This is a genomic window from Maledivibacter sp., from assembly GCA_025210375.1.
Lineage (GTDB): Bacteria > Bacillota > Clostridia > Peptostreptococcales > Caminicellaceae > JAOASB01.
This window is the reverse complement of sequence record JAOASB010000029.1, coordinates 142986-167596: the sequence shown is the minus strand read 5'-3', so window position 1 is coordinate 167596 and position 24611 is coordinate 142986. Positions and strand designations below refer to the sequence as shown.

At 33.6% G+C, this 24611-nt stretch carries 22 protein-coding genes and 1 riboswitch; of the genes, 20 read left to right on the top strand and 2 right to left on the bottom strand.

The genetic code is table 11. The annotated features are described in order from the left end of the window. Window positions 1–578: 578 nt before the first annotated feature. The 4 genes from addB to N4A68_10325 all read left to right on the top strand — a co-directional run bounded on the left by addB (window position 579) and on the right by N4A68_10325 (window position 10061). On the top strand, window positions 579–3995 hold the full coding sequence (addB, locus tag N4A68_10340) for a helicase-exonuclease AddAB subunit AddB (GenBank protein ID MCT4564691.1): 3417 nt from the start codon (window positions 579–581) through the stop codon (window positions 3993–3995). Then, entirely contained in the window at window positions 3988–7584 is a 3597-nt protein-coding gene (gene addA / locus N4A68_10335) for a helicase-exonuclease AddAB subunit AddA (GenBank protein MCT4564690.1), read from the top strand. The genes addB and addA overlap by 8 nt, the downstream gene beginning before the upstream one ends. Window positions 7585–7895: 311 nt before the next feature. After that, window positions 7896–8855 (top strand): ornithine cyclodeaminase family protein, encoded by a 960-nt coding sequence (locus N4A68_10330; GenBank protein ID MCT4564689.1) that lies wholly within the window; start codon window positions 7896–7898, stop codon window positions 8853–8855. Between the two features lie 186 nt (window positions 8856–9041). Further along, entirely contained in the window at window positions 9042–10061 is a 1020-nt protein-coding gene (locus N4A68_10325) for a proline racemase family protein (protein ID MCT4564688.1), read from the top strand. A 241-nt stretch (window positions 10062–10302) separates the two neighbouring features. On the opposite strand, the gene N4A68_10320 is transcribed toward N4A68_10325, so the two are convergent. Further along, the gene (locus N4A68_10320) at window positions 10303–10854 is read right to left on the bottom strand and encodes a ribonuclease H-like YkuK family protein (GenBank protein ID MCT4564687.1); all 552 of its coding nucleotides are present in this window, start codon (window positions 10852–10854) and stop codon (window positions 10303–10305) included. 352 nt (window positions 10855–11206) lie between these two features. Between N4A68_10320 and cysQ the strand changes: the two genes are divergently transcribed. Beyond that, entirely contained in the window at window positions 11207–11983 is a 777-nt protein-coding gene (gene cysQ / locus N4A68_10315) for a 3'(2'),5'-bisphosphate nucleotidase CysQ (protein ID MCT4564686.1), read from the top strand. A gap of 11 nt (window positions 11984–11994) precedes the next feature. On the opposite strand, the gene N4A68_10310 is transcribed toward cysQ, so the two are convergent. Further along, window positions 11995–12285, bottom strand: coding sequence for a hypothetical protein (locus N4A68_10310; GenBank protein MCT4564685.1), 291 nt, complete (start codon window positions 12283–12285; stop codon window positions 11995–11997). Between the two features lie 416 nt (window positions 12286–12701). After that, window positions 12702–12824: riboswitch (molybdenum cofactor riboswitch) on the top strand. Window positions 12825–13032: 208 nt separating this feature from the next. Between N4A68_10310 and N4A68_10305 the strand changes: the two genes are divergently transcribed. The 15 genes from N4A68_10305 (at window position 13033) to cobO (ending at window position 24577) form a co-directional block, all read left to right on the top strand. Further along, a complete protein-coding gene (locus tag N4A68_10305; GenBank protein ID MCT4564684.1) occupies window positions 13033–13512 on the top strand; it encodes an FMN-binding protein in 480 nt (159 codons plus the stop codon). Continuing rightward, window positions 13509–14621, top strand: a complete 1113-nt coding sequence (locus N4A68_10300) for a molybdopterin-dependent oxidoreductase (GenBank protein MCT4564683.1) — start codon at window positions 13509–13511, stop codon at window positions 14619–14621. The genes N4A68_10305 and N4A68_10300 overlap by 4 nt, the downstream gene beginning before the upstream one ends. Window positions 14622–14650: 29 nt before the next feature. Next, window positions 14651–15136 carry a molybdopterin-dependent oxidoreductase gene (locus N4A68_10295; GenBank protein ID MCT4564682.1) on the top strand — a complete coding sequence of 162 codons (486 nt, stop codon included), beginning with the start codon at window positions 14651–14653 and terminating at the stop codon, window positions 15134–15136. 17 nt (window positions 15137–15153) lie between these two features. Next, window positions 15154–15708 carry an ECF transporter S component gene (locus tag N4A68_10290; protein MCT4564681.1) on the top strand — a complete coding sequence of 185 codons (555 nt, stop codon included), beginning with the start codon at window positions 15154–15156 and terminating at the stop codon, window positions 15706–15708. A 12-nt stretch (window positions 15709–15720) separates the two neighbouring features. After that, window positions 15721–17223 (top strand): alkaline phosphatase family protein, encoded by a 1503-nt coding sequence (locus N4A68_10285; protein MCT4564680.1) that lies wholly within the window; start codon window positions 15721–15723, stop codon window positions 17221–17223. Next, a complete protein-coding gene (locus N4A68_10280) occupies window positions 17220–17735 on the top strand; it encodes a molybdopterin-dependent oxidoreductase (protein MCT4564679.1) in 516 nt (171 codons plus the stop codon). The genes N4A68_10285 and N4A68_10280 overlap by 4 nt, the downstream gene beginning before the upstream one ends. Beyond that, on the top strand, window positions 17732–18418 hold the full coding sequence (locus tag N4A68_10275) for an energy-coupling factor ABC transporter ATP-binding protein (GenBank protein MCT4564678.1): 687 nt from the start codon (window positions 17732–17734) through the stop codon (window positions 18416–18418). The genes N4A68_10280 and N4A68_10275 overlap by 4 nt, the downstream gene beginning before the upstream one ends. 3 nt (window positions 18419–18421) lie before the next feature. After that, window positions 18422–19084, top strand: a complete 663-nt coding sequence (locus tag N4A68_10270) for an energy-coupling factor ABC transporter ATP-binding protein (GenBank protein ID MCT4564677.1) — start codon at window positions 18422–18424, stop codon at window positions 19082–19084. After that, window positions 19071–19811 carry an energy-coupling factor transporter transmembrane protein EcfT gene (locus tag N4A68_10265; protein MCT4564676.1) on the top strand — a complete coding sequence of 247 codons (741 nt, stop codon included), beginning with the start codon at window positions 19071–19073 and terminating at the stop codon, window positions 19809–19811. Before N4A68_10270 ends, N4A68_10265 begins: the two co-directional genes overlap by 14 nt. Before the next feature lie 28 nt (window positions 19812–19839). Then, window positions 19840–20598 carry a molybdopterin-guanine dinucleotide biosynthesis protein MobB gene (locus tag N4A68_10260; GenBank protein MCT4564675.1) on the top strand — a complete coding sequence of 253 codons (759 nt, stop codon included), beginning with the start codon at window positions 19840–19842 and terminating at the stop codon, window positions 20596–20598. Further along, window positions 20588–21316: a hypothetical protein gene (locus N4A68_10255; protein MCT4564674.1), complete on the top strand. Its 729-nt coding sequence runs from the start codon at window positions 20588–20590 to the stop codon at window positions 21314–21316. Before N4A68_10260 ends, N4A68_10255 begins: the two co-directional genes overlap by 11 nt. Window positions 21317–21457: 141 nt before the next feature. Continuing rightward, on the top strand, window positions 21458–21730 hold the full coding sequence (locus N4A68_10250) for a hypothetical protein (protein ID MCT4564673.1): 273 nt from the start codon (window positions 21458–21460) through the stop codon (window positions 21728–21730). 111 nt (window positions 21731–21841) lie between these two features. Next, window positions 21842–22933, top strand: a complete 1092-nt coding sequence (locus tag N4A68_10245; protein ID MCT4564672.1) for a PfkB family carbohydrate kinase — start codon at window positions 21842–21844, stop codon at window positions 22931–22933. Between the two features lie 51 nt (window positions 22934–22984). Then, window positions 22985–23902 carry a pseudouridine-5'-phosphate glycosidase gene (locus N4A68_10240; GenBank protein MCT4564671.1) on the top strand — a complete coding sequence of 306 codons (918 nt, stop codon included), beginning with the start codon at window positions 22985–22987 and terminating at the stop codon, window positions 23900–23902. A gap of 159 nt (window positions 23903–24061) precedes the next feature. Beyond that, window positions 24062–24577: a cob(I)yrinic acid a,c-diamide adenosyltransferase gene (gene cobO / locus N4A68_10235; protein MCT4564670.1), complete on the top strand. Its 516-nt coding sequence runs from the start codon at window positions 24062–24064 to the stop codon at window positions 24575–24577. The last annotated feature ends 34 nt before the right edge of the window (window positions 24578–24611 follow it).

Below are 24611 nucleotides of genomic sequence, written 5' to 3'. Positions count from 1 at the left end.
CCAAAATCCCCAGAAATATGGGATATTTTAATATGCATAAATCAAGATTTACCCTAAACTCTCTATATATGTTTTCCAATCAGATTGACAAATAATCTTTAATAGAAATACTATATTATTTAACTATTCTATCAAAGAAAAATCAGAATTTAAAGTAATTTTCAGACAAAAACTGATAAAAAGAAATAAAAAGTTTTTTTCCTTCACAAAAAAATTCCATTAATACCATAGAGGATTAGTAGAATTAATATAGAAATTGTATATAATCGTAAATATAAAGGAAATTGCATAACTCTTACTTGGCTAAACCTAATATACGAATATCATCCTTGATTTAATTGCTTAAGATATAAGCATATTTGATGGTATAGCTTTAGGGATTTTAAAACTAAATGTAGTAGAGGGTTCTTATGGAAAGTAATTATGCAATTTGCTCTATAAATAGATGTTGAAGGTTGAAGGCTAGTAGGTTAGAATTTTACAATAGAAAAATACCCGAAAGAATGACGGACACACTTGGAACATAGAACTTAGAACTACAAAGCGACTTTGGTCGTCTTTGTTCATGGGGTGATTTTATGAAAATAAGATATATATTAGGAAGAGCCGGGAGCGGAAAGACTAAAAGGATATTTGAAGAAATAAAATATAAATTACAAAAAGCGAAGGCAAACAAGCTTTTTTTATTAGTACCAGAGCAATTTACTTTGCAAACAGAATATGATCTTATAACTACAAATGAGCTATCGGGGATAATGAGGGTAGAGGTTATAAGCTTTGATAGACTTGCCCATAAGGTTTTTGATGAAGTAGGAGGATTAAAGAAGATAGATATAAATGAGCTTGGGAAGATAATGGTATTGAAAAGACTATTTGACAAATTTTCTAGGGAACTTGAGGTTTATCGCAAGGCGAGCAAGCAGGAAGGATTTTTGTCAAATTTTTGTGGTCTGATTACTGAATTCAAAAGAAATGACATATATCCCGAGGTGCTTAAGGAAGTCCTTGAATCCTTTGAAGAGGAAAGTATGCTTACAAGAAAGCTTAAGGATATTAGTTTGATGTATGAGAAATTCAATGAATATATGGATGGAAGGTATACCGATGAAGAAGATAAACTCAGTATGCTTATTGATAAGATTGATGAAGCCAAATTCTTAGATGGAGCTGAGGTTTGGATAGATGGATTTAGTGGTTTTACAGTTCAGGAATATAGGGTATTGGAAAAGCTATTTCTTAAAACAGAAAAGGTAAATATAGCCTTGACCAGGAACGATGATATAAAAGCCAAGGATAAAGGCTTGTTCACTCCAACCGATGAAACCTTTGGCAAGATTAGAGAAATGGCCCACAGCCATGGAATAAAAGAGACTCAAACCATATTAAAACAAGAAGCAATTAAGCCCCCAGAGCTTAAACACCTTGAGAGAGAAGTCTATGGCTTCCCCTATAACAAATACGATAAAGCAGTGGAGTGTATTGAGATTTTTTCCGGTACAAATCAATATACAGAAATCGAATATACCGCTTGTAAAATAATTTCATTAGTAAGGGATAAGGGTTATAGATGGAAGGATATTGCTTTGGTAAATGGTTCCATGGAAACCTATGGACTAACGATAAAAAGGGTTTTTGCCGAGTATGGAATTCCATTTTTTATAGATGAAAAAAGAAGTATAATGAATAATCCAATAGTTAAGCTCATATTATCGGCCATAGATATACTCAGCAGGAATTATAGATATGATGATATTTTCAGATTTGTGAAGACCGGTTTTTGTGCATTGAATAAGGAGGAAGCAGAGAAACTTGAAAACTTTGTACTCAGGTATGGTATTGAGGGTAACAGATGGTTTAATGATTTTGAATACAAGGATGTAGATCCAGAGGAGTTAAATGAAATCGATGAAATACGTAAAAAGTTCATAACTCCCTTCATGACCATAAAAGATAAATTAAAGGGAAAAAGATCAGTATCTGAATTTAGTGAATATTTATTTGAGTTTTTAGTCCTTTTAGGTATTGAAGAGAAACTCGATTTATGGATAGAAGTGCTGAGGGAAAAGAATAGGTTAGAATACGTAAACGAATATGCCCAGATATGGAATATAATCATGGAAGTACTAAATCAGTTGGTCGAGATATTAGGTGATATGGAGGTAAATCTAAAGGAATACAAGAGAACTCTAGAGGCTGGTTTTTCCCAGTATAAAGTAGGTATTATACCACCAACAATAGATCAGGTTCTAGTTGGAAATCTTGATAGATCTAGGAGTCACAATATAAAGGCCCTTTTTGTTGTAGGTGTAAATGATGGGATTTTGCCATCTGCACAGGGGGATGATGGTCTACTAATGGATGAGGAAAAGCTATTGATTAAAGAGAAGGGCATACGACTTCTATCCGATAGTGAAACCAGACTTAAGGAGGAAGAATTTGCTATCTATACATCCCTAGCAAAGCCCACTGAATATTTATGGATGAGCTATCCTTTATCGGATAGTGAGGGAAAAGCCTTAAGGCCTTCTATTTTAATGGATAAAATCAAGAAGATTTATCCTAGACTAAAAACAAAAAGTGATATAGTAAAGGGGGATGTAGGGCTAGACGAGGAAAGACAGCTTAGTCTGGTTTCTGTACCTATTCCCACATTTAAGTATATGATAGAGAATCTAAGACTTAAGATAGATGAGAATCCTGTATCTGAGCTATGGGATGAGGTCTACCAGTGGTATTATAGAAATGAAGAATGGGATAAGAGGCGTACCATGATGATAGAAGGACTGTTTCATAATAATCAAGAGGGTTATATTGGAGAGGAAAGGGCAAGAAATCTTTATAATGCTCCTTTGAAATCTAGTATTTCAAGACTGGAGAAGTTCGTGAATTGTCCCTTTGCCCACTTTATAAATTATGGTCTTAAGCCCCGAGAAAGAAAGGAATACAAGATAAATATACCGGATATAGGAAAACTCTTCCATGAATCCATGGAAAATTTCTCAAAGAAGCTGTCCTTTGAAAATTTGAACTGGAAAGAGATAGATAAAAGGAAATGTGATGAAATTGTGGAAAGCATTATAGATGATATAGCCCCAAACTTTAGTTACAATATACTTGAAAGCACCTATAGATATAAATATCTTGTAAATAAATTGAAAAGAGTGAGTAAAAGAGCTGCGTGGACATTAACTGAACATGTTAAGAGGGGAGACTTCATTCCTTCCCTATATGAGCTTGAATTTGGAGAAGGGGCTTTCAGCATGATACCCCCTATTATTATTGAGCTTCCAGACGGTGAAGAGATTAAGCTAGAGGGTAGAATCGATAGGATAGACCTGCTTAAAAACGAAGATGGAAGCTATGTAAAAATAATAGATTATAAATCTGGAAATAAGAGGTTCAGCTTGTCCGATGTATATTATGGGCTGCAAATACAGCTTATCGTTTATCTTGATGCGGTACTTGAAAATAAGGATAAGTTGAAAATGGATGCTGCCCATCCCGGTGGAGTGTTTTACTTTAAATTAGATGATCCCATGATAGAATCCAATGAAAATGATGTAGAAGTAATTGAAAAGGAAATAATGAAAAAACTTAGGCTAGATGGTATTCTTGCTAAGGATATTAAGATAGCAAAGGCTATGGATAAAGATATAGAAAATGCCAAGCAATCCTTGGTTATTCCCGCTAATTTAAAGAAGGATGGAGACTTTAGTAAAAGCTCATCGGTGCTAGAGGAAGAAAAGCTTTACAGCCTCATAAAACATGTTAGAAACCTTGTTGTCGAAATAGCAGGAGAGATACTTAGGGGAAATGTTAATATAGAGCCCTGCAAGATTGACAATAATATTTCCTGTAGTTACTGTCAATATGGCTCCATATGTCAGTTTGACAGGAATCTTCAAAATAATGATTTTAGGGTCATAAGAAAGCTAAGGGATGAAGAGGTTTTGAGAAAAATAGAGGGCGAGGATAGAGGTGATAGGGATGCCTAAATGGACAAAGGACCAAGAAAAAGCCATAAAAGTCAGAGGGAAAAATCTTCTGGTATCAGCCGCTGCAGGTTCCGGGAAAACAGCTGTTTTGGTTGAAAGAATTGTAAAGCTTATTACAGAGGATATGATTGATATAAATAGATTGTTAATAGTAACCTTTACCAATGCTGCTGCAGGAGAAATGAGGGAGAGGATACTTGATGCCATCGTTAAAGAGATAGAAAAGGGTTCTGAATATGAAGAACACTTGAGAAGACAAATCACATTACTAGGAAGGTCCTATATCACGACTCTACACTCTTTTTGTATTGATGTTGTAAGAAAAAATTTTCATTTAGTAGATATAGACCCCTCCTTTAGAATAGGGGATATGACTGAGACCAGTATTTTAATTCAGGAAGCACTAGAGGAGCTTCTTGAAGAAGAATATAAAGAGGCAAAGGAATACTTTATACAATTAGTAGAAGGCTTTGGAAGTAATAGAGAAGATATTAAGCTTCAAGAATTAATACTCAAGATTTATGGATTTATTCAAAGTAAGCCCTATCCTCAAGAATGGCTTGAATCAAATATAGAAAAGTTTAATATATCTATGGAAGAGTTTGAAAAGAGTTCGTGGATTCAAACTATAAAGGATAGTCTTGGAATTGAGCTTCAAGGAGGTATGGATGCTATAACAGAGGCTATTAAGCTTTGTAATAGACCCAGTGGACCAAAGGAGTATACAGAAGCGCTCCTGGATGACAGGGAAAATTTATCTAGAGTTATTACAAGCTTAAATACCGGCGTTGAAGGATTTTATATAAGGGTTAAGGATATAAAGCATTCAAAGCTTAAAACAATAAGAGGTGATAGAAAGCAAGAGGTAGACGAAAATATACAAAAAGAAGTTAAACAATTGAGAGATAAGTATAAGGAAAGTCTTAAATCTATAAATGAGAAGCTATTAATTAAGAGCTTTGATGAATACTTATATGAAATTAATAAGATTTATCCCACTATGAAATACTTAGGGAACTTAGTGATTAAATTTGGTGAGAAATATAGTGAAAAAAAGCTTGATAAGGGAATCTTGGATTTTAATGACTTAGAACACTATGCTTTGGATATTTTACAAGATGATGAAGTTCAAGGGGAATATGGGAAAAAATTTGAACATATATTTGTTGATGAATATCAAGATAGTAATATTGTGCAGGAAACGATTTTAGAGTGTATAAAGGGTGAGAACAATCTATTTATGGTCGGTGATGTTAAACAAAGTATATATAGATTTAGATTGGCAGACCCTTCCCTTTTTATTGGGAAATATGAAAGCTATGGGAAGGAAGGCAAGGGGCTTAACCAAAGAATAGATTTATCTCAAAACTTCAGGACTAGACCCCAGATTCTGGATGGAATAAATTATTTGTTTAAAAATATTATGTCCAAGAATCTAGGAGAAATTGATTATTCAGAGGATGTTTATTTATATAAAGGGCTAGACTTTGAAGATATCGAGGATACGAACATAGAATTAAATATTATAGAAAATCTAATCGAATCCACAGAGGAAGTTCCTGAAGAACTAGAGGAAATGTCTAGTATAGAAGGAGAAGCACGGTATGTCGCAAGTAGAATAAAGGAGCTAATTGGTAAAAAGACCTATAATGCAAAGAAAAAAGAATACAAGAATATTGAGTATAAGGACATAGTTATATTGTTAAGGTCTCCTAAAATGTGGGCTCCAGTATTTATGGAGGTATTTACTAAAGAAGGTATTCCCGTATATACCGACGATAATTCGGGCTATTTTGATACCATTGAAATAAATATGTTTCTAGATCTGCTTAGACTCATAGACAATAAAAGACAGGATATACCCCTGCTTAGCGTTATGAGATCTCCAATAGGAGGCTTTGAAATAGAGGAATTAATTGGATTAAGGCTAAATTATATGGAGGGAAGCTATTATAAAGCCATCGAAAATTATGTATCAAATAGTGATAATGAACTAAAGGTAAAGCTACAAGCTTTTCTGGAAAATTTGGAGAGATGGTCTATTGAGGCAAGATATTTAAAGTTAGATGAATTTATATGGAAGCTTCTTATAGAAACTGGATATTATCATTATGTTGGGGCTATGCCAGGAGGTATGCAAAGACAAGCCAATTTAAGGATATTGGTAGATAGGGCAAGTCAATTTGAAAAGAGTGCCATTAATGGTCTATTTCTTTTCCTAAGATTTATAGATAAGCTCACTAAGAGTAAAGGAGATATGGGTAGTGCTAAAATCCTAGGAGAAAATGAAAATGTTGTTAGAATAATGAGTATACATAAAAGCAAAGGTCTTGAATTCCCCGTAGTTATATGCAGTGGTATGGGAAAAAGATTTAATCTAAAGGATATCCAGCAGGATATATTGCTGCATAAAGATTTGGGATTAGGTCCAAAGTTTATTGATATAGATAAAAGGGTATATAGCCAGACCCTTCCACAATTGGCCATAAAAAGGAAGATGAAGGTCGAGAATTTATCTGAGGAAATGAGAGTTTTGTATGTTGCTTTAACTAGAGCTATAGATAAATTAATACTTATTGGGTCTGTAAAGGAATTTGAAAGGGAAAGAAAAAGATGGCTAAGGGGTACGGCCCTTTATAACCTAGTTAAAGGACAAACCTATTTAGATTGGATATGTTCTACCCTTGTAAAACATAGGGATGGTGAGCTTTTAAGGGGAACTCAAAATGGTATTTTTGACGGGTCTTTGATTGAAGAGCTTGAAGAATCAAGATGGACCATCAACTTAGTTAATAAAAGGGATATATATTATAAAGAAATTGAAAAAATTGAAATGAATAAGGAGTACAGACAAAGTCTTGAAAAGTTTGCTCCTGTAAATGATGGGAAATATGAAAAACTTATAGAAGGGAGGTTCAAATGGGAATATCCCCATAAATGTGATGTAGGAATACCGTCAAAGCTAGCTGTTAGTGATATCAAGAAGGCATCTGCAAAGAATATTGAAGATATAGTATATAAAATACCTTCTTTAGTTAAAAGTCCAAGATTTATAGAGGGGAAGAAGGTGTTTACAAAGGCTGAAAAGGGTACTATTATACATTTTGTGATGCAGCATTTAGATTTAAAAGATACAAGGAGTATTTCTCAAATTGAACAGCAGTTAGACTCAATGGTTGTAAAGGAATTACTTACCCCTGAGGAAGCTGAAGTGGTTGACCCCAAAAAAATACTTAAATTTTTTGAAAGCGGCATAGGGAATAGAATATTACAGTCTAATAATGTTTATAGGGAAGCACCTTTTATTTTAAAAAAATTGGCTTCTGAGGTTATTGAAGATTTAGATGATTGCACGGAAGAGCTTCTTATACAGGGGATTATTGACTGCTATTTTGAAGAAGATAGGGAGCTAGTGCTAGTTGACTATAAAACTGGAAATGTATTTGATGGTAATGTTGAAGGTATTGTAGAAAGATACAGAGCCCAGATGGAGCTATATAAGGAAGCACTTGAAAGAATATCTGGGAAAATAGTTAAGGAAAGCTATATATATTTATTTGATATAGATAAAGCAGTAGGTATTGAATAAGCCTAAAATACAAAAAAAGTCGACCTGTGGTGGTATTAGCCTAGATCGACTTTTTATATTGTTAGAAAGATGAGAATGAATGAATTTATTTTCGATTTTAGATACCTCATGATATAGCCACGAGCTTTGGATTTTATAGACTTTTTTGAAAATAAAGAATATAATTAGGCTATGGACATTATAAATAACATTTAAATACAAAGGAACTTTTAGTAAACGAAGGATGGGACGCTGAATCTACCATAATGAATTGAGGTCCATGGATTTTAAAACCGAGTCGGTAAATAGTTTTATTAAAAGGGGGGATGCAAGTGATATATTTAAATAAGGAAGACATCTTAGGTTTAGTTTCATATGATGAGATAATGGATGGGATCGAAGAATCCTTTCGTATTTATGAAAGTAAAAACTTTGACATGCCTAATCGTATACATGTTAATCATGGGGACAATACACTTCTATATATGCCCTGTTTTCTAGATGATATGTTTGGAACAAAAATACTTACACTTTTTCCGCAAAATAGAAGCAAAAATAAGCCTGTGATAGATGGTTTGATGCTTTTAAATGATCATGAGACTGGTCAGCCGTTGGGATTGATGGATGGAAAGATACTAACTGCACTTAGAACTGGAGCTGTAGGAGGAGTTGGAGTAAGACATTTTGCTCCTAAAACTGCAAAAACGGTGGGTTTGGTAGGTGCTGGAGTACAAGGATTTTATCAACTACTATTTGTATGCAAGTCAAGAAAAATTGAAAAGATAAATATTTTTGATATCTTCCCAGAAAAGCTTAGATTCTTTGTAGATGAACTACAGGGATTGCTTCCAGATGTAAGTATAGAAATCTCTGATTCAATTGAGTCTTTACTAAAGGAATCAGAGGTTGTTATCACGACCACAACATCCGACAAGCCTGTATTACCTGATGCTCCAGAGCTTCTAAAGGGAAAGACCTTTATTGGGATAGGTTCCTATAAGCCTAATATGAGAGAGTATCCCGACGCATTATTCTCTTTAGTAGATGAGGTATACATAGACACTGAATTTGCAAAGGAAGAATCTGGAGATTTGAAGTTTCCCCTAGGTAATAACTTGCTCAGGGACGACCAAATTCAGACTGTGGGTAGTTTTTTAATAAATAAAAAGGAAATCACAAATAAAACCATATTTTATAAATCCGTAGGTATGGCTTTATTTGATGTTGTAGTTGCTAAATTAATTTATAATAAAGCACAAGAAAATAATGCAGGGCAAAAAATAATACTTTAACCGAAATTATTCATGGAATGTTTGAGAGGATGAAAGTAGTTTTGATTCCTAAGACGTCCATCAAGCTCGAAGGCATACCTAGACGCTATGTGGAGGATTTGATAAATGTCTTAGAAACAAAAGGACGTAGCAGAGTTTTAAATTTTCTATGAATAATAGGGGCTTAAATTAAGGGGTGTTTTGAAGATGATGCATTTTAAAAATAGAATTGATTGTATCGATGCTCATACTGGAGGAGAACCACTAAGAATAGTTACTTCTGGACTACCTCCTATTATAGGAAATACAATCCTTGAAAAAAGAGATTATATGCTAAAAAATTATGATAACTTAAGAAAGCTAATGATGCTTGAACCAAGGGGACACAGTGGCATGTATGGTTGTATCCTAGTTGATGCCGTTACTGAAGATGGAGATTTTGGTGTATTGTTTACCCATAATGAGGGACTTAGTTCCATGTGTGGCCATGGAATAATTGCCGTTACAAAGGTCGCTATCCAGACTGGAATGATCGTAGCCAAGGAAGGACAAAACATTGTAAAAATCGATGCTCCTGCGGGAAGAATTACTGCATATGCCGATGTGAAAAATGGAGAGGTTGAAAGAGTAAGATTTCAAAATGTCCCTTGCTTTGTTTATGCTGAAAATATTAAAGTCAATGTAGAGGGCATAGGTGATATAATAGCAGATGTTGTTTATTGTGGAGCATTTTACGTATATCTTGATGCAGCTAAAGTTGGATTAAAAGTAATTCCTGAATATACGGAGCAATTGGTTAAGGTTGGTATGGAAATTAAGCACAGGGTAATGGAAATGATGGAATTTAATCATCCTACATCGGGAGTAAACTGGCTTTATGGAACAATTTTCTTTGAAAAGCCAGAAAGGGATGGGGATAAAGTTTTAACAAAGAATGTTTGTATTTTTGCCGATGGACAAGTCGACAGATCTCCAACGGGTACTGGAACCGGCGGTAGAGTAGCACTTCACTATCATACAGGAGAAATGAAAAAGGATGATATTCTAGTAAATAATAGTATTATTGATACTGTTATGGAAGGGAAAATAATCGAAGAAATAAAAGTTGGACACTATGATGCAGTTCTTACTGAAGTATCGGGTACTGCACATATTATGGGTTTCACTCAATTAGTATTAGACCCGGAAGATCCACTACCAGAAGGATTTAGAATTATTGGAAGCTAATATTTTTTTATAGAATAAGGCTACTTAAAAATCTAAAGTTCGAGGCGTGCTGAAGGCAAGAGATCGCAGCGTATATAGATATGCTGCGATCTCTTGGCCTAGGCAACGACGAAGAAATTCAGGTTTTTAGGTAGCCTTTTAATTTATAGAGATTTATCTATAATTAATAATAAACCTAATCATAAAATTCTAAATTTAACAAAACATATACATGTGTGAGTTATGTAATCTAAATATATATTTATTTTGTATATCTGTCTGCATATGAGGATGCGGCATAGGAGTCGGGTTTAATCTTTGTTTCTACGTCCATACCTGAGAATCTGCCAACCATTTCATTGATTAATTCCCTGGTAGCACCCTTTCTGCCTATATCAATATGGGCTTCCAGTGAAAAATTTGCGCCTTTGTCCACATATGGGATTAGGATATCTAGTATTTGTGATACCCGATTATAATCAAATAAAAATAGTAGCTCTTGGGTTAAAGAGGTTTCTATTGAAATTTTTTCCCTAAGGCTATTTACTCTCCTTGGAATTATATATTCCTTTATACATCCCCATGCCCCCTTACCTATACCATCTAAGCCAACTCTATGAAGATGGATGGCTGATATGAAGTGGGTTGAGGATTTGACCTGTGAATCTGTCCCAATAGCTAATTTATATTTAGCCGTGGGTTCAGCTTCAATAAAGTTTAATATATTGATGAAAACTTCATCAAATGTCATATGTGAAATAGTTGAGTTTGAAAAAGTCATGTTATTTAGATAATAAAGTTTTTCACTCATCATGATTATGACCTCCATAATATTATGGTAAAATTAATGTAAAGCTTTAACACATGACACATTAGTTGAATAATCTAGATTGAGAAGTTCAAGTTATGGTTAAACTTTAACTTTAACTCTCTATACTATCTAAACCCTATAGTAATTTGAAATTATAGTTAGGTGAGCAAATTGCATAATTACCTTATATAAAAAAACATCTACTACATGTAGTTTTAAAATCCTTAAAGCTATACCATAAAATATGCTTATATCTTAAGTAATTAAATTAAGGATGATATTTGCATATTAGGCTTACCCAAGTAAGTGTTATGCAATTTCCTCAGGTATAATTTCATTGTGAAAGGATGATAATATGAATTTCGTTAAAGAACTAGACATATCTAAAGAATTAGCTGTTAGTGCTGGAGAAGCTATAATGAAAATCTATAATAATCCCTTTGATGTAGAGTATAAAGAAGATGAATCTCCAATAACAATAGCCGATAAGGCATCCAATGAAATAATAATTAATGGACTCAGTAGTAAATTTTCAAACCATGCCATTCTATCAGAGGAGTGCAGGGATGATTTATTAAGATTAAATAATGATTGGTGCTTTATAGTTGATCCCTTAGATGGTACTAAGGAATTTGTAAAGAAAAATGGAGAATTTACTGTTAACATTGCACTGGCATATAAAAATAGAGTTGTGCTTGGGGTTATATACATACCAGTTACAAAGGAGCTTTATTATGCTGCAAAGGGTTTAGGTGCATTTTATCAAATAGAATCAAGTATTAAGAAAATATCAGTTTCAGATAAAATTGAAAATATAAGAGTGATGAAGAGCAGATCCCATGCCAGTGATAAATTGAAATATATTATTGAACGTAATCATTCTAAAATATCAGAAGTTAAAAGTGCAGGCAGCTCCCTAAAGGGGTGCTTAATAGCAAGGGGAGAAGCCGAAGTCTATTATCGCTATGGTTTAACAAAGGAATGGGATACTGCTGCAATGCAATGTATAGTTGAAGAAGCCGGTGGTATATTTAGACAAATTGATGGAACTGACATGCTATACAATAGACAAAACACTTTAAATGATAAAGGCTTTTACATACTAAATAAAATTGAAAATACACTTAAATGATTTTATATCTATTATTTTTGACAATTTATATATTTTTGATTACCCTTATTTTTTCTTGTATATAGTAATTGTTCAATTTTTTTTATATAATTTTCATTGTTACTTACTCTTATGTGGCTTGTAAGCAAATATTGATTTCGAGTCTTAGGAAATCGGTTATACATTACGTTGGTTTTTATAGTTCTAGCCACCATTTTACTTTTTATATGGGTATGTGCCTTTTCAAATCCATACTTATTAACTTTAGTAAGATTAATAACTAAAAAACCACCACTGGAAGGTTTGATTATGACATTATCCATTCAAGCATACCTTCTTTCTTTTTGATGTTTTTTTTAATACCTTCCTACTATTATTCTATTTTTCAGTAATGAAAACAGTTATAAATTTTTATTGGAAATTAATATATTGAGGAAATTGCATAACTCTTACTTGGCTAAGCCTGATATGCGAATATCATCCTATATTTAATTGCTTAAGATATAAGCATATTTGATGTTATAGTTCTTAAGGTTTTTTAACTATATATAGTAGATAGTTTTTGCAGAAGGTAATTATGCAATTTGCTCTATTGTTATAATTATATTTAATATAATATATATTATGATTGCATGAAAATTTTGTTATAAATTGATTAAATGAAAAAAAATTCAAATCATTAACATAAAGTTAACATTTACATTGACATTATACTAACAATAATGTAATATTATACTCAAATGGAATATTTCTCCGAGCTGTTTGGCCTATAGGGTTTCATACTTAGGGCTGATAAGCCAATAGGGTGTAACTGGAAACGGCTATGCCTCCCAGGGTGGAAAGGAGAATGTGAATATTTGGGTTTAATGTTTCAAAGAAGAGATCATAATACAACTTCTTCCATCAAGGGATAGTAGTTGTATTTATTTTTTGTCTATCTATTAATGGCTTTAAGAAATTCTTTTTCATCGGAGAATCACTTGAAAACTTAGAACTACCAATAGCTGTAACTACCATTGGTAGATTAAAGAGGAGGAGATGTCATAAGAATTAAACTAATTATTTGTTTCATGATTACTATTTTACTATCATCTTGTGGTGCAAAGATAGATAAAGATGTACAAGCAGTAACTAAAGAAAATCAGACAGTAAAAAATTTGGACGAATATGAGAATAAGAATGTTTATGGGGTTTATAAAGTAATAGATGACAAAACCGAAGAATTAATTCAATTGGTTAAAGTAAAAGGATATGTGGATGAAATAAAGATTATGGTTACAATTAATTGTAAAACAGAAAAAATTAGACATATACAAGTCTTAGAACATAGGGAATCTAAGGATTATGGAGGCTTGTTAACTGAAGAATGGTTTTTAGAGAGATTTAAAGAAAAGTCTGTGGCTACTCCACTAAGGATGGTAAAAATGTCTAGTAAAGAAGAAAAAGAAATTGTGGCTATAACTGGGGCAACAATTACCAGTGAGACCGTTATTAAAGGGGTTAATCTTTGTATGGATAATTATCAAAGGATCAGGGGGAGTAATAAATGAATAATTTGATAAAAAAAGTGGGACTACTTACGCTCATTCTTTTACTAATATTTTCCGTATCATGCACTAATAAGGCCATAAAAACCAGTGAAGGTAATCAAAATAATGAAATGAAGGAAGTAGTAGAAATATCTATTAAAGGATTTAAGGATGGAGATAAGAAGATAAGCGTTGAAAAACTCAAGGAGCTAGCCCCAGTAATAGAGGAAATGGAGTCTATCACATCGAGTGGAGAAATCAAAAAGAAAAAGGTAACGGGGATTTCTCTTGAGGGGTTGCTGGAGCTTTATGGAGCCTCTCAAAAAAATTATGGGGGCATTCGGTTTATAGCTGGTGATAGTTATTCCATAGTAGTTCCTAAGGAAATACTCCAAAAAAGAGATGTGGTTTTAGCCTATGAAGTGGAGGATAAACCCTTAGATGAAAAAGCCTTACCATTAATGTCGGCTATACCCGATGAAAGATCCATGTATTGGGTAAAAAATCTTGTTGGAATCGAGCTTCTTGAGGAAGAACAAAGTACTATAAATAAGATAGTATTTATAGAGACAGCAGCTTCTAGTTTACAGCAAGAGGATTATACCTATTATGAAAGTACGGACAAAGCTATAAAAGTGGTTGACTTATTTAATGCATTCAGTGGGGTTACTGATAAAAAAGGAGCATCCTTAAAGGCTGTAGATGGATTAGAAAAGCATGAAGACATAGAGGTATTAAAGTCTGGATATATTAAAGTAACTGGTAAAGATATTCCCTTATTTCTATCACCGGAGCTTCCCAAGGGAATGCATGTAAAAAATATTCTCCTTTTAACATATGGAGATACTATATATGTTTCACTGACTCAAGCATTAAATGCATTTGAAAACAAAGCAGTTGAAGATAAAAAAGGAGTATCACTAAAAAGCCTATTTAAAGAAGCAGGACTTAATAGTGGAGACAAGTATTTATGTATAGCTGAGGATGGATATGAGACTGAAATATCCGCTGACCATATAGAAAAGGGGTTAGTATATCCAAGAAATAAGGGTGGATTTACTTTAATGTTTGAGGGAATGCCTAAAAATACTAAAATAAAAGGAATTATTAAAATAGAAGCTAAGAAATAGATCATATTCTATAATTAGGGGGACTTAAGATGAAAATGAAAAAAATAATGGGTTTTGTTTTAATTCTAGCTTTAATGTTAACTGTTTTTGTAGGATGTAAGGTGGAGGAGAATGCTACGACTCAGGAAGCGGTGTGGACTATAAGTGTAGCAGGCATTAAGGATGAAGCAATAAGCTTTACCGATCTAGATGCAGAGGAAATTGGAGTCAAAGAGATTAAAGCTACGATGAAGAAAAAAGATGGAAGTGAAAAGGAACAAACATGGAAGGGATATGGACTTAAGGAAGTACTAGAGCAATTAGGGGCTGGAGAATATAATTCAGTTACAGTTGAAGCTGTAGATGGATATGGTAAGGAATTAACAAAGGATTTAGTAATTAGTGAAGGTACTATTCTAGGGGTAATGGTAGATGGGGAAGCGCTAAAAGAGGATAATAGGGTTCAATTAGTTATTAACGGTAAAGGTTCAAATTGGTGGATAAAGGGAGTCGCTAAAATAAAAGTTATTAAATAATAGAGGAGATAAAAACTATGGGTAAATTTCTTAGTGGTTTCTCTGTATTTGAACTCATCATAATAGCTATGATGGCGGCATTAGGAATAGCAACAAAGCCAGTGGTTGTACCACTGGCTCATATTATAACGGGACCATTATATATACCTGGAGGAGCCATTGCCGGAGGATTTTACATGATGTGGATAGTACTTGGGGCTGGGCTTGTAGGGAAAAGAGGCAGTGCCACTTTGATAGCATTTGTTCAAGCCATAATGATAATAGTAACTGGGCTTTATGGTACCCATGGAATATTGAGTATAGCAACCTATACATTACCGGGCTTTATGGTAGATATCTTACTATTTATTATAAGAGGTAAAGGAAATAGAATATTAGACTGCTTTCTAGCTGGAATAGCTGCCAACATTAGTGGAACCTTTTTGTCAAACATAGTTTTTTTTAGACTTCCACTTATTCCTTTAATATTGTCATTAAGCAGTGCAGCACTATCGGGGGGAATTGGAGGTATAATTGCCTACAACATTATTAAGGGACTTGGAAAATTTAATTTGTTGGAAATAGAAGGATAGGGAGGTAGACCCATGAATAAAAATTTAAAACCATCTATTCCTTTTACGATGCTGCTAATCATAGGTGCGGCTTCCTTGATATTAGGGGCTTTAATTGGAAGAATGACAACACCTAGCTTAGAAGAAGTATCTACATATATTCCTGGGCTTGCCGTAATAGGGGATGTAAACGAGGTGGTTTCAGTAGCGGATTTCAAATCCACAGGGGCAAAGGAAGAGGCTTTAAATCAAAGGCTTATTCCCCTTAAGGAGCTTATATATATGGCAAAGCCTGCTGCTAAAAGCTACGATATACTTTTGGTGGGTGAGGATGGTTTATTTGCCCAAATAGCAAGTAAAAATATGGATGATTGTTACCTGAAGTTTTCTGATAAAAATGGTTGGGAATCTATAACAGAAAATCATCCAATTAACAGTAGAATAAAGGGAATGAAAGAAATAGTAGTTGTTTCAAAGGATAATTCTTGGGATTATGGGTTCAATGTCATTACCACAAGAGAAAATCTTATAAATATTACTCCGGGACAGTTATATCTTAAAGAGCTTACTTTATATCCATACTTTGATGGCAAGTCAACTAAAGCCGAAGGCGGAAGAGAATATGATGTAAGACTATATAAGCAGAAAAAACTGCTTCCAATAAAAGAAATTGTCAATTCAAATGAGGGGCCATTTTTAATGATGGGAGAAAACGGTGCTTATGAAAGGATTGATAGTGAAGGATACCTTGAATTAATTGGTAATAGGATTCATTATATTGATCCAGATAATAGAAAACAAATTCATGGCATAAAGGGTATCATGACTGAGATACCAGCGGATAGTATAATGAATACCTATTATGATGCCCTACATTATATTGAAAATGGGGAAAAGGTTTTAATACTTTTCTTAGACGGTTTTGGGTACCATCAATATGAATATGCTTTATCAAAGGGCTACATCCCCTTTATGGGAAGCCTAGAGAAGCCTAAGATGGCAACAACGGTATTTAAGCCAGTTACAAATGCAGGGTTTGCCGCAATGATCACTGGACAACCTCCAAATATAAATGGAGTATATGATAGAAAGTATAAGGAGCTGAAAACAGAATCCATATTCGGGTTTGCACAGAAGAAGGATAAGAAAGCAGTACTTATTGAAGCGGATATAAAGATTTTAAATACGGAAATAGAACCAATTTTAAATATCGATAGAAATAAAAACGGAACAAAGGACGACGAAGTATTTGAGACTTCATTAAAGGAATTGAAGGAAGAGCTTGATTTAGCATTAGTTCATTTTCACAGTATAGACGATATGGGCCATGAAAAGGGGGACTTTGCAAAGGAAACAATGGATACCCTAAAAATAGTTGATGAATATGTGAGAGAATTATCTACTAGGTGGAATGGGAGGATAATAATAACCTCTGACCATGGAATGCACTCCACACCCAAGGGAGGAACCCATGGAATGTTCAGATATGAAGATATGACTGTACCTTATTTTGATCTTGAGGGAGGCGGGGAATGATGAATAGAAAAATAACCTTGGTAATTATAATTTTAGCTGTAATAGTTGGCAGTACAGCATATATGAATCTAAAAACCGTAGAAGTTAAAAAGGAATTGCAGGAAAACGCTGAGTTTGTTATTAAGGAAAATGGTAAGGAGATAGCAAAACTAAATATGAAGGAAATAAGAACACTTGGAGAAACGGAATTCAGTGCAAATCTTAAGACAAATGGAAAAGAGCCTATCCGTTATACTTATACTGGGGTTCCACTTAAGAACTTATTTGAAAAGTATGGTGTAGACATTAAGGAAAAATCTACTTTGGTTGTAACAGCTATTGATGGTTATACGGTTGCAGTTGAAATTGATAAAATACTTGAGGACGATAATGTGTATTTAGCTTATATGAGAGAAGGTAAATCCATAGGGAATAGGGAAGATGGTGGAAAGGGACCCTATCAAATGATTATAAGCAAGGATAAAATTAGTCAACATTGGTGCAAGTTTGCAGTGGAGGCAGATGTTAAGTGATACCCGCTATTGAAATAGATAATCTTTACTTTAAATATAAGGGACAAAGTGACTACATACTTAATGGCATTAATCTTAATATACAAAGGGGAGAAGTTCTAGCTATAGTGGGATTAAGTGGCAATGGTAAAAGCACATTATGCTACACATTAAACGGTATCATTCCAAATACATTCAAAGGGAATCTACAGGGGAATGTTAAAATTTTTGGAGAAAATGTTAGGGATATGAATATGGCAAAGCTTGCAACCATAATTGGTGTAGTTTTTCAAGACCCTGATACCCAATTGTTTTCTCCCACTGTTGAGGATGAGATTGCCTTTGGGCCAGAGAATCTCTGTATTCCAAGGGAAGAGATTGCAGTAAGGATTGATGAGGTTCTAAAGCTTACGGGAATGGAGAAATATAGGTACCATAATCCTAATAATCTTTCAGGAGGAGAGAAGCAACTCATCGCCCTTGCAGGAGTATTGAGCCTAGAACCCAATATTTTAGTTTTCGATGAAGCCATGGCACAAATAGATGATAGGGGAAAAGGAATAATAAAAAGGGTTATAAGAAGATTGAAGGATGATGGAAAAACCATAGTAATGATAGAACATGATTTTAATAACCTAGATGTGGCAGATAGAGTGATTTTATTAAAAAACGGAAAATTAAATGAATTTAAAGGAGAATTGTAGTAGATGACTTATATTGATGCAAAGAATATTGTCTTCGGATATCCAAGAAGAAAAAAAGTTATTAACGACATTTCCTTAAATATATTTAAAGAGGATATTACAGCTATAACTGGACACAATGGAGGAGGAAAGACGACTCTAGGGAAGTTGTTGGCAGGAATATTAAAACCCATGGATGGAGATGTTTTTATTTGTGGCAATAACACAAGAAAATTAAATCTAGGACAAATTGGCAATAAAATAGGATATTTGTTTCAAAATCCTAGCCGTCAGCTTTTTACCTCAACAGTCACTGAAGAGCTGCTATTTGTGGATAAGCTTAAGGGAAGAGACATCCATCAGTCCTATGATAAAATGGAAAAACTTTTGGATTTCTTTGATCTAAGCCCGAAAAGACATGATGTTACCTTTAATTTGAGTTATGGTGAAAAGCAAAGATTAGCTTTGGCAGCAATACTTATGAATAAACCTAAATTTTTGATACTTGATGAGCCTACAACTGGACTAGATAAAATTAGAAAGGAAAAGCTTTCTAAATATCTTATGGAGCTTATAGGTGATGGAGTAGGTATGATAATCATTAGCCATGATTTTGATTTTGTAAAATCACATGCCACACGAAGAATTGAAATGGCAAGAGGTGAAATAATTGATGATGGAAGATAAACTACTGGATCCCAGAACTAAGTTAATCATTGTCATATCCATATCATCGTTATCCGTGCTTATAGGGGACTTGAAGTATCTAATATTGATATTTGGAATATCCCTTGTGGTCAGCCAGATTTTAAAGAGTGAGGTTTTTATAGTATTTAAGAAATTAAGAAAAATTTTAGGTGTATTCATTGCTATGATCATTATTCAAAGTTTATTTATAAAGGGTGGGACTCCAATACTAGCCCTAGGAAGATTTACTTTATTGACGGATATGGGAATCTTTAGGGCCTTAGAATTTCTTCTTCGAATATCCATTATATTGATATCTGCAGCTATACTCATGACTTCTACATCCCGGGAGATACTTCAAGGTCTTGTTGAGTGGAAGATACCCTATGAAATTGCCTTTATGGTATCCATAGCCATACGGTTTTTACCCTTACTAAGGGAAGAACTTGAAGATACCCTTATAGCAATTCAACTTAGAGGAATAGATATGGATAAGCTATCAATAAATGAAAAAATAAAACTCTATTCCCATATATTTATACCTGTAGTTGCAGGAGCAATTGTAAAATCTAAGAAGCTTTCTATAGCTATGGAATGTAGGGGTTTTCGAGCTTTTAATAAAAGAACCAGCTATATAAGACTAAAGATGAATAAAAGGGATTACTTAATATCCATAGCCAGTATAATGACATCGGCCTTTATAGCTTATTTATATGTGACCCTATAAAGGCAAAAGTAAAAAAGGGGATGAAAAGATGAAAGTATTTTCAGTGTTTGGATTTACAGGTTCTGGGAAAACAACTACTATAGAAAATATAATTAGGGAATTAAAAATGAGAAAATATTCAGTTGGGTCGGTAAAGGAAATACACTACGAAGACTTTGCCATAGATATGGTAGGCAGTAACACATATAGGCATAGGATGGCTGGAGCAGAGCTTGTAACAGCTAGAGGATATTTTGAAACCGATGTTCTTTTCCCAAAGAAAATTTCTGTAGAAAAGATGCTGAGCTTTTATGATCAGGAATATGTGGTATTAGAAGGAGTTACTGACTATAATTTACCCAAAATTCTTACTGCAAAAAGCATAGATGAAATAGAGGAAAAATTAGATGAAAGTGTTTTTGCTATATCAGGTAGAATTTCCAATGATATTGATTCCTACAAGGGTATACCCGTAATAAATAGTTTGGACAATCTGGATGAATTGGTTGATACGATTGAGGAAAAAGTATTTGTCAAGCTTCCCGATTTTGAGTCTAAATGTTGTAGTGCTTGTGGTTATGATTGTAGAACCCTAGGTATTAAGATTCTTAAAGGGGAAGCAAAGCGAAGCGATTGTATACTGTCAGAAAGCAATGTGAGCCTATTTATTAATGATAAAAAAATTGATATTGTACCCTTTGTGCAAAGCATACTATCAAATACTATACAGGGAATAGTTAGTGAGCTTGATGGCTATGAGAGAGGCTCAAAAATTAGGATTGAAATAGGTAAGGAAGATGCTAAGTAAAGATGAGATTATTATGCCTAAGGATATAGATTCATATATAATAAAAAGGAAATTTCAAAGTAGAAAAAATGAAGTGTATCTAGTAGAACTAAGGAAATCAAATGGACTGGTGATACCTAGTGTGTTAAAGAAATATATTAATTCTAATGAAAATAAATCAAAGGAAACCTTTCTTTTGAGGGTATCTCTTGAAAATGGCTTAAGTGTTCCGAAAATTTATTTTGAAGGTGCTGATTATATACTATTGGAATATATAGACGGGGATACTTTCTTAGATACACTTGTTGATTTGGAAAATAATCAAGGTGAAAATATAGGTAATGAAAAAAACTATGAAGCCTTTTTTGAATTATTTACATGGCTTCAAAAATTCTATAGTCTCACAAAGGAAACTATAGGAAAAGGATATATTTTTGAAGATATAAATTTTAGGAATTTCATTGTCAGTGATAAAATCTATGGAATAGATTTAGAGGATTGTCACTATGGAGCATATAAGGAAAGGGATGGAGGCAGGTTTTGTGCTTTTCTATTAACATATTTTCCTTCCCTTACTAGGTGGAAGGTTAAAGCCGCAAAGCAGGCCATAGAAATATTGACTAAAGAGTTTGGATATAATAGTGAATTACTAAAAAAAGAAATAAATAAGGAATTTATTGAAATACAAAAGAGAAGGAAAATCAAAATACCCGATGGGATTATTAAAAGATTGTTTTAATAAATGTTGTTGACCTATGTTAGGAATATCCATATAAGGTCGACGATATTTTATTTTTTGCAACTTTATAGTATTCCTATTGTTGAAAGAGGAATTTTCAGAATTTTATAGAATCAATAATGTACTTGGGGAGGGAATATAATGAATTATAAAAGGTTTAATAGATTAACTAAAGAGGGAATAATAGAACTGCTTGTTGTGATTAAAAAGTTGGGATTGCCCTTTATTATATTAGGAGGATTATTTCTTCTGTATAGCTTTGTAGATGGTAAGCCTGCTGTGACCTTTAGTCAATTGATCATGACTTTTCTCTTTCTAGCTGTATTTCAAGTGGAGTTTGAGAATCTTTGGCTTGAAAAAGAGATCAATGAATTAAAGAAAAGGCTTAAGGAAATAGAAGAAAGAACTAAATGAATGGGGATATGAGTAGAAATATTTTGGGGCTTGACGGAATGATAAAATAATAGTATTATAAACATAGGTTTAGAATATAAACAAAAGTTTAATTGGAGATAGGTGAGTAATTTGACCAGTAGAGAAAAGGAGATATTAAATTTAATAGGTAATAATCCGATGGTTTCTCAACAAGAGATTGCTGATACCTTAGGGATTGCTCGTTCCTCTGTAGCTGTCCATATAACAAATCTTATGAAAAAAGGTTATATTAAGGGAAAAGGATATATATTAAAGGAAAAGGATTATGTTACAGTCATTGGAGGAGCAAATATTGACTTAGTAGGGTTTCCTACTGGTGTACTTAATATGGGAGATTCAAATCCTGGTAAAGTCAAGATTTCCCTTGGTGGGGTAGGTAGAAATATATCTGAAAACCTTGCAAAGATGGATATATCTACAAAGCTTATAACCGCTATAGGCGATGATTTGTACGGTAGAAAGATATTAGATGAGTGCAAGCTGTCGGGAGTTGATATGGAGAATTCCCTGACAATGAAAAACATGCCTTCTTCAACATATTTGTCGGTATTAGATGAAAATGGAGATATGAAGGTTGCCATATCCCATATGGATATTATTGACGAAATAAATATCGATTTTATTAGAAAAAAATCATATGTTGTTAAAAATTCTAGATGCGTAGTCGTTGATACAAATATTAAGAAGGAAGTTATAGAATATTTAGTTACAAACTTTAAGGAAGTAGATTTTTTCTTAGATACAGTATCCACTGTAAAGGGAAGAAAAGTAAAGGATTTTATTGGAGCATTTCATACCATAAAGCCAAATAGAATTGAAGCTGAAGAATTAACTGGCATAAAGATTAATAACAATGGAGATGTAGAAAAGGCCATAAAATATTTTTTGGATTCAGGAGTTAAAAGAGTATTTATTAGTTTGGGGAAGGATGGAGTATACTATGGTGACAGGGAGAATACAGGATATCTTCCACCACAAAAAATTAAAATGATTAATGCAACGGGAGCAGGGGATGCATTTATTGCAGGACTTGTATACAGCTATCTTAATGATTTTAAGATATATGATAGTGCTAGCTTTGCCATGGCTGCGTCAATAATTGCACTGAGTCATGAAAATACCATAAATCCAAACATATCCATAAAAAAAATAAAAGAGATGATGATTCCAGATTATTCATAGGGAGTTTGAAAATCCCTATGAATAATCTGGGATAAGTGAGGAGATGAAATGATGCTTAAAAAATATTTAGAGATACATCCAGAGGTGGATAAAGCTTTAAAAGAAAATAAACCCGTTGTGGCCCTAGAATCAACTATTATTTCCCATGGCATGCCATATCCACAAAATGTAGAAACGGCTTTAAAAGTAGAAGAAATAATTAGGGAAAATGGAGGGGTTCCAGCTACAATAGGAATCATGGATGGGAAAATAAAGGTTGGATTAAGCAGAGAAGAAATAGAACACATGGCAAAAAGTAAGAATGTAGCCAAGGTTAGTAGAAGGGACATTCCCTTTGTTATCTCCAAAAAACTTGATGGAGCTACAACCGTAGCTGGAACCATGATAGCAGCTGGTTTAGCGGGAATAAAGGTTTTTGTGACAGGGGGTATTGGAGGAGTTCATAGGGGTGCTGAAAAGACCTTTGATGTTTCTGCCGACCTTGAAGAACTTGCCAACACCGATGTAGCAGTTGTATGTGCAGGAGCAAAGTCTATACTAGACATAGGATTGACGTTGGAATATCTTGAAACCCACGGAGTTCCTGTAGTTGGGTTTGGTACTGAAGAATTTCCAGCCTTTTACACTAAAAGAAGTGGGTTTAGTGTAGACTATAGGGTGGACTCTCCAATGGAATTGGCAGCTGCCCTTAAAGCAAAATGGGACTTGAACCTAAAGGGAGGATTTGTTATAGGTAATCCGATCCCAGAGGAATATGAAATGGATTATGATACTATTAATAAAGCTATTGAAAATGCCCTTGAAGAAGCAGAAAAACTTGGGATAAAGGGTAAGGAAACTACTCCATTTCTACTCTCTAAAATAAAAAATATCACATCTGGAAAAAGTCTTGAATCAAATATACAGCTTGTGTATAATAATGCACGGGTTGGGGCGAAACTAGCCTTAGAATTGTCAAAATTAGATTAGGATATAATAAAAATCGTCATTTTCTGCGGATTTCCCGGGAAATAGACGGTTTTTTTTTGTAAAATAACATGTTATAAAAGATAAACATATATAGAAGGAATTATAATAATAATATAGAAAAATAATAATAATGATATATATATAGTTGGGAGGGTTAATATGGAAAAAGGATATATACATATATATACAGGTAATGGTAAAGGAAAAACAACTGCTGCATTGGGATTGGCATTGAGGGCAGCATGTGCAGGAAAAAAGGTTTATATGGGACAGTTTGTCAAGGGTATGAAGTATAGTGAGGTAAAAGCCGAAGAGTATCTTCCTAATTTCAAGATTGAGCAGCTGGGAAGAAGCTGCTTTATAGATAGAGTACCGGAGCAGGAGGATATAGACGCAGCTAAGAGTGGGCTTGAAAAGTGCAGTGGGATTATTTCTAAGGGAGAATATGATGTAGTTATTCTAGACGAAATAAATATAGCACTATATTTTAAATTATTCTCCATTGAAGATGTTTTAGAAATGTTAGAAAAAAGAGCCCCTAATATAGAAATCATTCTCACAGGCCGCTATGCTCCCCAGCAGCTAGTGGAAATTGCGGATTTAGTCACGGAGATGAAGGAAATAAAACATTATTATACCAAAGGAGTAATGGCAAGGAAGGGTATTGAAAATTAAAGTCGTTTTTCATAAAAAACTGTATATAAAAACC